At 60.1% G+C, this 11,798-nt stretch carries 9 protein-coding genes; 7 read left to right on the forward strand and 2 right to left on the reverse strand.

Annotation, left to right across the window (positions count from 1 at the left end; translation table 11 throughout):
- Positions 1–236: 236 nt before the first annotated feature.
- The 7 genes from AACS18_RS10200 to AACS18_RS10230 all read left to right on the forward strand — a co-directional run bounded on the left by AACS18_RS10200 (position 237) and on the right by AACS18_RS10230 (position 9,023).
- Positions 237–743, forward strand: coding sequence for an NUDIX domain-containing protein (locus tag AACS18_RS10200; RefSeq protein WP_108614211.1), 507 nt, complete (start codon positions 237–239; stop codon positions 741–743).
- Positions 744–875: 132 nt separating this feature from the next.
- On the forward strand, positions 876–3,038 hold the full coding sequence (locus AACS18_RS10205) for an AsmA family protein (protein WP_108614212.1): 2,163 nt from the start codon (positions 876–878) through the stop codon (positions 3,036–3,038).
- A 144-nt stretch (positions 3,039–3,182) separates the two neighbouring features.
- Entirely contained in the window at positions 3,183–4,565 is a 1,383-nt protein-coding gene (locus tag AACS18_RS10210) for an ATP-binding protein (protein ID WP_108614213.1), read from the forward strand.
- Positions 4,562–5,209: a response regulator transcription factor gene (locus AACS18_RS10215; protein WP_005335461.1), complete on the forward strand. Its 648-nt coding sequence runs from the start codon at positions 4,562–4,564 to the stop codon at positions 5,207–5,209. Before AACS18_RS10210 ends, AACS18_RS10215 begins: the two co-directional genes overlap by 4 nt.
- An 80-nt stretch (positions 5,210–5,289) precedes the next feature.
- Positions 5,290–6,054 (forward strand): DUF2861 family protein, encoded by a 765-nt coding sequence (locus tag AACS18_RS10220; RefSeq protein WP_258228905.1) that lies wholly within the window; start codon positions 5,290–5,292, stop codon positions 6,052–6,054.
- A 108-nt stretch (positions 6,055–6,162) separates the two neighbouring features.
- Positions 6,163–8,364 (forward strand): glycoside hydrolase, encoded by a 2,202-nt coding sequence (locus tag AACS18_RS10225; protein ID WP_108614215.1) that lies wholly within the window; start codon positions 6,163–6,165, stop codon positions 8,362–8,364.
- A gap of 95 nt (positions 8,365–8,459) precedes the next feature.
- The gene (locus tag AACS18_RS10230; RefSeq protein WP_108614216.1) at positions 8,460–9,023 is read left to right on the forward strand and encodes a GNAT family N-acetyltransferase; all 564 of its coding nucleotides are present in this window, start codon (positions 8,460–8,462) and stop codon (positions 9,021–9,023) included.
- Between the two features lie 31 nt (positions 9,024–9,054).
- Here AACS18_RS10230 and AACS18_RS10235 read toward each other — a convergent pair whose 3' ends face one another.
- Entirely contained in the window at positions 9,055–10,149 is a 1,095-nt protein-coding gene (locus tag AACS18_RS10235; protein ID WP_108614217.1) for a type I restriction endonuclease, read from the reverse strand.
- Between the two features lie 265 nt (positions 10,150–10,414).
- Positions 10,415–11,798, reverse strand: a 1,384-nt coding sequence (gene glnE, locus AACS18_RS23300) for a bifunctional [glutamate--ammonia ligase]-adenylyl-L-tyrosine phosphorylase/[glutamate--ammonia-ligase] adenylyltransferase (RefSeq protein ID WP_258228906.1), incomplete at its 5' end; no start/stop codon positions are given.

An 11,798-nucleotide genomic window follows, 5' to 3' on the forward strand; every position in this document is an offset into this window, starting at 1 on the left:
TAGCGCCGATGGTAGTGTGGCATTCGCCATGCGAGAGTAGGACACTGCCAGGCACCAAATACAAGAAACCCCGCTCAATGAGCGGGGTTTTTTATTGCCTGAAAATCAGCAAATCGCCTGATAATTGCTCCGTTTTATTCCTCTCTCTTTGAATTCCTCGTCTTCCCCGTCTGTTTTACTCATAAAAAACGGTCGCAACAGCGTAAAATGGCGCTTTATTTCGTCGGAGATAGCCCATGTTTTGTCCAAAATGCGGCGGTCAAACCCTGCAGAGCGTCAGCCCCAAAGAGTTTCGCTGTGGCTGCGGTTTTCATTTTTTCCAGAATGTGGCGACGGCTGTGATGGTGGCGCTTTGCTGGCAGGACGAGGTGCTGGTTGCGGTGCGTGCCCGCAATCCGGGCAAGGGGTTGCTGGATCTGCCTGGCGGATTTGTCGATCCCGGCGAGTCGCTGGAGGGGGCGCTGGTGCGCGAGTTGCAGGAGGAGCTGGGGCTCGATGTTAGCGCTCATCCTTGTACCTATCTCGGTTCCTTCCCCAATATCTATCCCTACGATGGCATCACCTATCACACCTGTGACACCTTCTTTGCCATCAGGCTGAGTGAAAAACCGGTCATCCAGCCAGCTGACGATGTGGCCGCCTGTCAGTGGTTGAAGATCAGCGATATCCCCTTGTCCCGCTTTGCTTTCGAGTCGACGCGCACCGCGATGGCGCGGCTGCAGCAATCCTCTTTGCAAGTCTGATCCCTGCTGATGACGATGGGGATTGGCAGCGACCATCCCTGTCTCATCCTTGTCCGCTTTTGTCCCGCAGACGCCATTCGTCAGACGGTGAGTGGTATAGTCAGCAGTGGATCCGGATTCAAGGAGCATATCGTGAAGAAGATAGTTCTCATCTTGCTCGGCATCGCCGTGGCGGCCTTGCTGGCCATCGTGACGTTGATAAGCCTTATCGACCCCAATCAATTCAAGCCCCAACTGGCTGAACAGGTGCGCAAGAGCACGGGTCGGGAACTGGTGATGGCGGGGGAGATTGATTGGCGTTTCTGGCCGAGTCTCGGCCTCTCGCTGGAGAAGGTTGCTCTGCGCAATCCTGCCGGTTTTGCCGAGCCGGATCTCGTTCGTTTCGAACAGGGGGAGGCCTCGGTGGCGCTGTTGCCGCTGCTCTCCCATCGCCTGGAGATCGGCAAGGTGACCCTGAGTGGCGCCCATCTCTTTATCCAGACCAAGGCGGATGGCAGCTCCAATCTGAGCGGACTGATCAAGGATGCCAATGCTGATGCAAGCGAACCGGTCGTCCCTGCAACACCTGCGCCAACCACTGATAGCAAGCCCTGGCAGATCAGCTTGCAGGGTGTCGCGCTCTCCCAGGCCAGTGCGCTGGTACAGGATGATCGCAGCGGCACCTCGCTGCGACTGGATCGCCTCGATCTCGATATGGGGCAGCTGGCCACCGATCAGTGGGTACCCGTGACGCTGGCCGCCAAGGGAAGTGTCGACAAGCTCGCTTTCGATATCATGGGTCAGACCCAGATCAAGCTGTCGCAGGAGGTGATGGCCAGTGAACTGAAAGACTTGAGCCTCAGTGGCAGCCTGAGTGACCCGTCCCTGCGACTCGACAGTTTCTCCATCAAGGGAGACCGTCTGGCCCTCGGTGAGTGGAGCAACCTTACGCTGGCGCTGAAAGGAGCCAAGGTAGAGGGGCAGCAAGCTTCACTGGCTGGCTCGCTGGAAGGAACGCTTAAAGGGCGGCTCGATAAAGAGATGAAACTGGTCGAGCTCTCCGATGTGCTGCTGACCGCAGCGCTGGAAGGTGATGCGCTGCCGCGCCCGCAGATGAAGCTTAAACTGGCCGGTTTTGCCCGTGCCGAGATCGACAAGCAGTTGATTACCTTGAGCAAGTTGGCGATGAGTGCCGATGAGGTGCTGCTGAATGGTGATGGAACCGTGCAGCTTGGCGCTGTTCCCGCGATCAGCTTCGATCTCAAGGGGGAGAAGCTGGATCTCGACAAATGGCTCGCTAAAGCGGCATCGACCACATCAGCGCTGGTGAAAGAGAACAAACCGGCGACCGGTGCTTCCAATGCCGCTGCAAGTGGCAATAAAGCTGTAAGCGGCAAGAGTGAAGCCCTCTCCGCGGTTGAACCGGATCTGGGCGCGCTCAAAGGGGTGGATCTGGATGGTCGGTTGCAACTCGGCAGCCTGCGTCTGAAAGGGCTGGATCTTGGCGCAGTCGATCTGCAGGTGGCTCTGGCCAAGGGACTGCTGACGCTCAAACAGTTCAGCGCGACCGTGGCAGGCGGTCAGGTAAACGCGAACGGGGTACTCGACGCACGCCAGCAGCCCGCCACCTACAAGGTGCACAAGCAGGTGGCCGGAGTGAACATTCGTCCCTTGTTGCAGACTCTGGCTCAGAGTGATCTGCTGGAGGGCAAAGGCGATCTCGATGTGCAGGTGCAAGGACGTGGTCTCTCTGAGTTGGCACTGCGCAACGGGATGCAGGGTAAGGTTACCTTGAAGCTGAGCGATGGGGCCCTGCACGGCATCAACCTGCCGGAGATGATCCGCGAGGCGCGGGCCACCCTCACCGGCAAGGGGGCCGAACAGGTGAAGGAGGCGCGCAAGACCGACTTCAGCGCCCTGACCGCCAGCTTCCAGATTGCCGACGGCGTTGCCCGCAGCAACGACATCCAGCTCTTTGCCCCCGCCTTGCGGGTCAAGGGCGAAGGGCAGACGGCACTGGTGCCGGAGAGCCTCGACTTCCTGTTCCTTACCTCCATCGTCGAGAGCAGCAAGGGGCAGGGAGGCAAGGATGTGGACGAGCTGAAGGAGATCACCATTCCGGTGCAGATCGGCGGCAACTGGCAGGCGCCCAGCTATCGGCTCGACGTGAAGGCACTGCTCAGCAACAACAAGTTGCTGGAGGATAAGGCCCGTAAGGAGGCCGAGCGCGGACTCAAGAAGCTGCTTGGTGACAAGGCTGACAACGATGCCGTCAAAGGTGTGGCAGACCAGCTGCTCAAAGGACTGTTCAAATAGGTGATGGTTCACATGGCTGGCGCGAGCCGCGCCAATGTCGTTAGCGGTTGACCGGATGTCAGCGCCATTGAAAAATGGCGCTGACATTTTTTATGGCGCAGTGACCTGCTGTGTCTTCATCCGGAGTCATCTCGAGTTGAACCCATGCGCCTGATCCTGCTGCTCTGCTCCCTGATCTGCTACGGCATGGCCTATCCCGTGCTGGCCGGGCCGCTGGCGGATCGCCTGGCTGGTGAGCTGGCCGAACTGGCTCCCGAACAGGTGTTGCCTCTTGATGAGGTACAGCGGCTCGACCGTCGCCTGATTGCTCCCGACTCCCTTCATCCCGGCTGGCAACGCTACCCGCTGCGCCAGTTGCAGGCCATCTATCGCTATCAGCAGGAGTGCGGGGCAGAGAATGACTTGCCCGCCGAGTGGCTGCCACTGCTGCGGGCGCTTTGCGGCCAAGGGGCTGCGCCCTCGACCCGCTGGTTTGTCGCTCACCCCGTCTATCCGCTTGGCGGCTCCAGCGCGGCTCGTATACAGGCTAGCCATTCGGCGGCCGGGCTCGACGCTCTGCTCCATGTGCGGGAGCGGCGCGACCGGTTGGGGCTGCTTGGGGAGCTTGATGATGACAACCTCGACGCCCTGCTGCGGGGCGAGCGCTGGCTGCTGCAATCGGGTCACCTCTGGCTGCTTGCCGATGGGCAGTGGCGTCGCTATGGTGCCGGGCAGTGGCAACCGCAGGCTGAGCGGCTCGGCGTGATGCTGGATAGCCGAGTCGATGGCCCCTGTGAAGAGCGAGTCGGAGCAATTTGCTTCAATACTCGCCCCACGCTTGGTTGGCAGTGGCTGGCGCTGGCCAGCTCGCTTGGTTTTATCCTGTTGCTGGGGTGGGCCAGCTGGCAGCGCTGGTGCCTGCTGCGGGAGCGGCGCATCGCGTTGCAGATGCTGACCCACGAGCTGCGCACTCCCATCATGGCGCTCTCCGGCATCAGCGAGGAGCTGCGCCACGATTTCGACCGGCTGCCCCCTTCCGCCCAGCAGAGCGTGGGTCAGCTGCTGGGCAGTGTCGCCCGTCTGCATCAACTGGCGCAGGCCAGTCGCCACTATCTGGCGGCAGAGACCCTCGAGGATGAGCGGGTTGCAGTTAGTCTCACCGAATGGCTCACCCTGGCCTGCGAGCGGCATGGTGCCACCTTCTGCCTTGAGCGGGAGATGACTCTGGCGCTCCCCTTCTACTGGCTCGATCTCGCCCTCGACAATTTGCTGCGCAACGCCAGCCAGCATGGCTGTGCACCGGTTCAGATCTGTGCCAGCTGGCAGGCGGGGCGTTTGATCCTCGCGGTCAGCGATGGCGGCGAGCTGCCGGGTTACCGGCTCGCCACCCTGCTGCACCGCGGTGCCCGTGCCGATGGTCTGGGGCTGGGGCTTGCCATCGTGCGCCATCTGCTGCGCCGTTTGGGCGGGCGCCTCGCCCTATCCGGCCCGCCCACTACTTTTACCCTGACGCTGCCCTGCCAACTCTGGAGCGACACCGAATCATGAAGACCATCCTGCTTGTCGAAGACGAGGCGCTATTGGCGGAGAACCTGCAACGCTATCTGACCCGTGAGGGGTATCGCTGCCTCTGGTGTGACACTCTGGCTGCGGCGGAGCAGCAGTGGCTGGCGGCGGATCTGGTGCTGCTCGATCGCACCATGCCGGAGGGGGATGCCCTCGACTGGCTACCCCAGTGGCTGGCGCGCAAGGCGCTGCCGGTGATCGTGCTCACCGCCAGGGTGGAGGTGAGCGATCGGGTGGCCGGGCTCGATGCGGGAGCGCGCGACTACCTGACCAAGCCCTTCTCCCACGACGAGCTGCTGGCGCGGATCCGGGCCCAGCTGCGCCAGCTGGGGGATGGCACTCAGGCGGTGGGCGGCTTGCAGCTTCATCCCGCCCGGATGCAGGCGAGCTGGCAGGATGCGGAGGTGAGTTTTACCCCCACCGAGTTTGCCCTGCTCACCCTGCTGGTGCGGATGGCGGGGCGGGTGCTGAGCCGGGAGGAGATCCTCAACCGGGTGTGGGGCTATCAGGCGTTTCCCTCCACCCGCACCGTTGATACCCATATTCTGCAGCTGCGCCAGAAGTTGCCCGGGCTGGCCATCGAGACGGTGCGGGGCATCGGTTACCGGCTGGAGGTGCCAGCGTGAAGCGTGCAACGCTGGCTGGACTGCTGTTGGCTCTAAGCGTCGGCCTTCTGAACCTGGGCCTTCTAAACGCAAGCTGCGTGATGGCAACCGAACGCCTCCAGGAAACCGAACGCGCCGACCCGCTGCAACCGGCGACCTTGGCACTGTTGCAGGGGGATAACCGGCACGCCTGGCAATCTTTGCAGCAGGCATGGCCTGCGCTCAACAGCGATGCCGAGCGCCGTAGCTGGCAGGGGATGCTGGCTGCGCTGAGTGCCCAGCACTGCGGCAAGGATTTCCCGCTCACTCTGCCTGATGGGGTGAGCGAGCTGCGCCTTGAGCTGATCCAGCGCGATGCGCCGCTGCTGCGGGACTATCGGGTGCAGCTGACCGGGGAGGGGGCCATCACCGCCGCTGAACTTGTCGATCCCGCTGGTCGTGACCGACTGGCAGGTGCCCAGTGGGAGGCGGAAGAGAACTCCGGAGTCAGGGTTGTCGGGGCCGATCTACCGACGCCTTTGCCAGCCGGGCTCTATCAGCTGCGGCTGACGGTGGCGGGCCTGCGTTGGCAGGTGGCGCTGCCACTGCCTGCGGTGCAGGATCTGGACTGGCTCTCCCGCTCGCCGCAGGCGGTAGACAATCTCCCCGTCAATCCTGCGGCCTGTACGCCGCTCTGGCTCGATCAGGCGGTGCTAGCCCGTCCGCAATACTCCCTGCTCTGGTGGAACCGTCTGCCTCTCGATGGCAAGGTGGGTTGGCCTGCCGCCACGCCCGACAGTTGGCGTACCCTTTCGCTGGTGCAGACCAGCCAGCGCGGCCAGCTGGTGTTGCAGCTAAGCCACAGTCAGGCGGGGCCGGTGGGCTAATGGATGTCGTGATGGTCAGGTCACCGCAATCCTGACATTGGCCTGACAATCGCAGGCGGCCAATCTGCTGAAATGGCGATTCCCGTGTGTTATCAGGAATCACCGACCATGACTCTTCGTCCCGTGCTAACGAGCCGGATCCGCCCGCTGCTGCTGTTGGCGCCGCTGTTCTCCCTGCCTGCCGAGGCGCTGACCCTGGCCAACGATCAGTGGCGCATCGAGCTGGATCCCGCCACCCTGGCGGCCGAGGCTGTGCTGCCATCGGGCAAGCACCTTGCCATCTCTTCCCCCAGCCCGCGCCAGTCGGTCACCGCCTTGCAGCAGGAGGGGGAGCGTGCCAGCTGGCTGACCCGCGCCGATGGCGAGGTGCGTGCCTTGGCTCGCCTTGAGGGTAACCGTCTGATCCTTACCCTCAGCCGTGCAACTGCTGGCGAGCTGGTGTGGCCGCGGGTACCGGCAGGGGCGCAGGCGCTGATGCTGCCGATCCACGAGGGATTTCGCATCCCGGTCGAGCATCCCGCGTGGCGCAAGGCGCTGGCGCAGGAGTATCAGGGGATCAACACCACGGATAATCTGACCCTGCCGGTGGTTGGGCTGGATCACGGCGATCAGCAGCTGGCGATCCTCTTTGCCAACCCCTTCAACAACCGGCTCACCTTTGCGCCCAAGCAAGATGGCATTGCCCTCACCGCGACCCATAGCGTCAACCGCCTCAATCTGGCCGACCCCTATGAGGTGGCAGTGTCGTTGCAACCGGGCAACGACTGGCTAGCGGCGGCCAAGGCCTATCGCTGCTGGTTGCAGGAGCGGGGCGAGCTGGTCTCGCTCGAGAGCAAGCTGGCGGCAGTACCGGATGGCAAGCGGCTGATTGGCGCCTCTCACCTCTATCTCTGGGGCGAGCGACTGCTGGTGCCACAGGATGTGAAGAGCTGGCCCGCGCTGCGCCGCCTGATGCCCGCCGACTGGCTCAAAGGGGAGAGCAAAACGGCGCTGCAAGCGCCCGATCTGGCCCGCAACCGCTACCTGCAAGATTTGGTGTTGGCCGGGGTAGAGCAGGCGCTGGCGCTGCGCCATCCGGGTCAGCAACCGGCCGATTTCACCGCCCGGCGTGCGCTGGCGGCCACGCAACTGGGCTCTGCGCTCAACGAGCCGCAGAGTTGGGGTGATGGCAGCTCTACCAAGATTATCGCCGCTCTCAAGCAGGCTGGACTACCCAGACTCTGGCTGGGGCTGCCCCAGTGGACCGCCGGTTTTGCTGCGCCAGAGGGGATTGAACTTGCCAAACAGGCGGGCTATCTCATCGCTCCTTACGACTCCTACGATACCGCGCTGCCGGAGGGTAATCGCCAGCCGAGCTGGCTCACCGCCCAAATGGGGAAGGATATTTACCTGCGCTGCGGCATCATGCAGGAGAACGGGCGGCGCAAGAGCGGCTTTCAAAACAGCGGCGTCTACACCAATCAGGCCTGTGTGCGCCCGGTGATGGAGCAGCGCGTGTCCTGGTTGCAGCAGGCGAGCCACTACAACAGCTGGTTCCTCGATGTGGCGGCGACCGGCATGGTGTTTGACGACTTCGACCTGGCCAAGCCCACTACTCAGGCGCAGGATGCGCAAAACCGGATGGCGGGGATGGCATGGATTGCCAAGAGTCAGGGGGTGCTGGTGGGCTCCGAGGAGGGCGGGGCGGTTGCCAATCGCACCGCGGCCTTTGCCCATGGCCCCCAGACCAGCGGCTTTGGTTGGCAGGATCCCGATATGCGCCGCAACAAGCGCTCCCCCTACTATCTGGGGGCCTGGTATCCCGAGCATCAGCCCGCGTTCTTCTTTCGCCAGAGCCACCTAAAACCTGAGTATCAGGGGCTCTACTTCGATCCGGCGCTGCGGCTGCCGCTGTTCCAGAGCGTCTTTCACGACAGCATAGTGACCACCCACCACTGGACGATGGACAGCCTCAAATTCAGGGAGAGCCGTCAGGTGACCGAACTGTTGCAGCAGCTCTACAACGTGCCGCCCTTGCTCAACCTCAGTCTGGATAGCGCCAGCGTGCGCATTCCCTACCTCAAGGGACTCGATGCCTTCTTCCGCCCACTGCATGAGCGGCTCTACAACCAGCCGCTCACCGGTTTTCGCTGGCTCGACAAACGAGGAGTGGTGCAGCAGAGCGAGTTTGCCGATGGCACTCGACTGATTGCCAACTTCGGCCCGGCCACCGAGCAGGCGGGGATAAAACTGGCCGCTCAAAGCGTGTTGGCGCTGTTGCCCGATGGCAGTCAGCAGCAGTTTGTCGCGCAACCGGATGGCGCCCGCTAATCTGGCGTTCTGGCTTTTATTTCATTAGAGGATGATGTGGCGGAACTTTTTATGTATAGATGAACGTTCTGCAAAATGGATTAGAGGTAGTTCTGATGATTGAGAGTGAAGTGATTAGAGAGGTAAACCATCCGGCGTGGCCGCTGGTCTGGCAGATCTATGGCGAGAGTTTTCCCCGCTACGAGCAGCGCCAGTCACAGCATCAGCTCCAGAAGATGCGGGATCCTCGCTATCACTGCCAAATCTTTTATCAAGACGGCCTGCTGCTCGGTTTCATCTTCTGGTGGGCGTGTGGCGAGCAGATCTGTATCGAACATCTGGCCATCAATCCTGCGCTGCGCGGCCGCAACTACGGCAGCCGCCTGCTGGCTGAATTTTGCGAGCGGGCAGGCAAAACCGTCATTCTCGAGATCGATCCGCCAGAGGATGAGATTGCCATTCGCCGTCTGCGCTTCTATCAGGGGCTGGGTTTTTGTCTCAACGACTATGCTCATGCCCACCCGCCCTATCATCCTGATTATCAAGGACATGTGCTGCGGGTGTTGAGCTATCCGGGGCCTCTTGAGGAGAAGGATTATCTGCGTTTCAACCAGATGCTGGTGGAGACGGTGATGGAGCACGGCTTGAGTTGGAAAACGGGGATGTTCATTGCGAGATGAAGGGGGGGATTATCCCCCCTCCTAATTGCAACTATTCATAGACTGATGTCGCGGTCAGCAACTGATCTGCAAAGGTAAAAATTTCATCGATCGAGGAAATAGGATGCCTAGTCTCTTTTTTTTCAGCGTCAAATAAACCGATATATTTCTGCCTTGCATTGAAATGCAACCGGCATAACGGCTTGCGATTATTATCGTCGAGGAGAATACCAAAATAACTTTGGGTATCTCTTGCCGCGATTCTTGTTACATCAAATCGTTGTCTCAGAATTGCTTTGACAACATTAAAGCCTTCCATCTCTTCAATCGTTGTATCGACCTTTGATTTTTCCTCACTACAGCTTTCGGCATTATTGTTATCACTTGATGGATTACTATCAAATGCCGGTTGGATAGTTGAGGAGTTGACACTGCCACCAATCGCAGATTTCAATCTTGCATTGATGCTGTCATTCAGGAATTGGCTAAGAGCCTTCTTGGTAATGTCGGTAAAGGACTGTTTGACCTTTGCCGTCAGTACACCGTCATAGATTCTGGATGCAAAAAACTTAACAAAGTCTTCTTCCGGTGAGCCAAATTGTTCGGCTAGCAATTTTTTGATCTGGCTAAGGTACTTCAGTTCGCCAGCTGCATCGACAACTGAATCAACATCGAAAGAGGTTTTGGTTAGTTTTAATACCTCAGGCACTATGTGTTCGTCTATGTCTTCCAGATCGAGCGTCAAAAATGGTTTTTCGTCCATTTTGTTTGGGGCATCAAGGTCTGTGTAGAACTCATATTGTGCCCCATTGGTAAGAATGCCGATTCGAGCATTGGTAACTGAAAAATAGCGAAAGAGTTGACCAGAGTGCTTGGCCGAGAGTTTTTCACTGTATTTTTTACACTCAACCAGAATTTGCACTTGGCCATCTTTGAGAATGGCGTAGTCAACCTTTTCCCCTTTTTTAATGCCTGTATCTGCGGTGAATTCCGGAATCACCTCCGTAGGATCAAACACATCATAACCAAGTACACGATTGAGAAATGGCATAACAAATGCGTTTTTGGTTGCTTCTTCTGTGGTGATCATCGATGACTGTTGAGCAATCTTTTTGGCTAGACTCTGTAGCTGCTCTGAAAAATCCATTGTTTCCTCTCTGCGCTGGGACTGGAATTGTTGAGTTGATATTCACCCGTCATATCTGGCCAAAATCAGGTGAGGTCATAGATACGATTTATCTCTACGTATATTCAGCAAAGTGCCATACGATTCCAAGGCTGGTATGCCTAAAACAGGATCCAGCTCACCGCTATTGAGTGTTATATGAAGAAAATATGAGCTTGTAGCTGATATTTATATTAGAAAGGGGCGCCCAAGCGCCCCTTTCTCGTTGAACCTGCTGTGGTTTATCTCACTCCCCCAGCAGCTTGTGCCAGACGGCGAGCACATGGCTGCGTTCGTTTTGCAGCTGATCGTCGCTCACCTTGCGGGAGATCTCCGAGAGGTTGAGGCGATGGCCGAGGTTGCGGATCTCCAGATAGGCATGCTTGAGCCCCTCCGCCTGCTCCAGGGTCAGCACCCCCGCCATGACGCACTCATCGAAGATGCGCACGTTATCGGACCAGCGGGTGAGGGCATCGGGCTCGCCGCAGGCGTGGGCCAGCACCAGATACTGGGCGATAAACTCGATATCCACCATGCCACCGGGGGACTGCTTGAGGTCGAACTCGCCGGCACCGGCTTTGAGCAGGTGATCCCGCATCTTGTGGCGCATCTCGCGCACCTCGCGGGCCAAGGTCGGCAGATCCCGCTCCTTGGCCAGCACATCGCGGCGGATACGGGCAAATTCGGCAACGATGGCGTCATCGCCATAGATGGGACGGGCCCGCACCAGTGCCTGATGCTCCCAGGTCCACGCCTCGTTTTGCTGATACTGCTCGTAGGCCGAGAGGGACGACACCAGCAGGCCGGAGTCGCCTGAGGGGCGCAGCCGCATGTCTATTTCGTAGAGAATGCCGGAGGGGGTGCGGGTGCTGAACAGGTGCAGGATCCGCTGGGCCAGGCGCAGGTAGAACTGGCGGCTGTCGATGGGCTTGCGGCCATCTGTGTAGCTGTTGGGGTCGCCGCCGTGCAGGAATACCAGATCGAGATCCGAGCCGTAACCCAGCTCGATACCGCCCAGCTTGCCATAGGCCACCACCGCAAAGCCGCGCTGGCCGCTCATCGCCACCTCGGGCGGCACCCCGTAGCGCTCGCTCATCTGGGCCCAGGCCTGATTGACCACCTCTTCGGTGATCGCCTCCGCCAGCCAGGTGAGGTGGTCGCTCACCTTCATCAGCGGCAGGGCGCCAGCGATGTCGGCGGCCACGATGCGCAGCAGCTGCACCTGCTTGAACTGGCGCAGTGCCTCCATCTGCTGCTCCACATCTTCCTCGGGGATGCGCAGCAGGAACTGGCGCAGCTGGGGCTTGTATTGGTCGAGCGGGGTGGGGTGGTAGAGGTGCTGGGGATCGAGCAGCTCGTCCAGCAAAATCGGGTAGCGGGCCAGCTGCTCGCTCACTAGATGGCTGGCGTCGCACAGCCGCACCAGCTGGCGCAGGGCGCCCGGATTTTCCGCCAGCAGCTGCAGATAGGCGCTGCGGGTGAAGATGCGGGTCAGCAGCTCACACACCCGCTCGAACAGGCGGGCAGGTTGCTCACTGGCGACCACCAGCCGCAGCAGCTCCGGCATCAGCCAGTCCAGCGCGATGCGCCCCTGCGGCCCTACCTGACGGCGCTTGTACTCCTCCTTGAAA

The organism is Aeromonas sp. HMWF015 (assembly GCF_963878965.1).
In the GTDB taxonomy this organism is placed as follows: Bacteria; Pseudomonadota; Gammaproteobacteria; order Enterobacterales; family Aeromonadaceae; genus Aeromonas; species Aeromonas veronii.

What these genes read in the sequence shown, in the direction of transcription:
- AACS18_RS10200 (WP_108614211.1), top strand. Translation starts at nt 237, where the DNA reads ATGTTTTGTCCAAAATGCGGCGGTCAAACCCTGCAGAGCGTCAGCCCC.
- AACS18_RS10210 (WP_108614213.1), top strand. Translation starts at nt 3,183, where the DNA reads ATGCGCCTGATCCTGCTGCTCTGCTCCCTGATCTGCTACGGCATGGCC.
- AACS18_RS10215 (WP_005335461.1), top strand. Translation starts at nt 4,562, where the DNA reads ATGAAGACCATCCTGCTTGTCGAAGACGAGGCGCTATTGGCGGAGAAC.
- AACS18_RS10220 (WP_258228905.1), top strand. Translation starts at nt 5,290, where the DNA reads ATGGCAACCGAACGCCTCCAGGAAACCGAACGCGCCGACCCGCTGCAA.
- AACS18_RS10225 (WP_108614215.1), top strand. Translation starts at nt 6,163, where the DNA reads ATGACTCTTCGTCCCGTGCTAACGAGCCGGATCCGCCCGCTGCTGCTG.
- AACS18_RS10230 (WP_108614216.1), top strand. Translation starts at nt 8,460, where the DNA reads ATGATTGAGAGTGAAGTGATTAGAGAGGTAAACCATCCGGCGTGGCCG.
- AACS18_RS10235 (WP_108614217.1), bottom strand. Translation starts at nt 10,149, where the DNA reads ATGGATTTTTCAGAGCAGCTACAGAGTCTAGCCAAAAAGATTGCTCAA.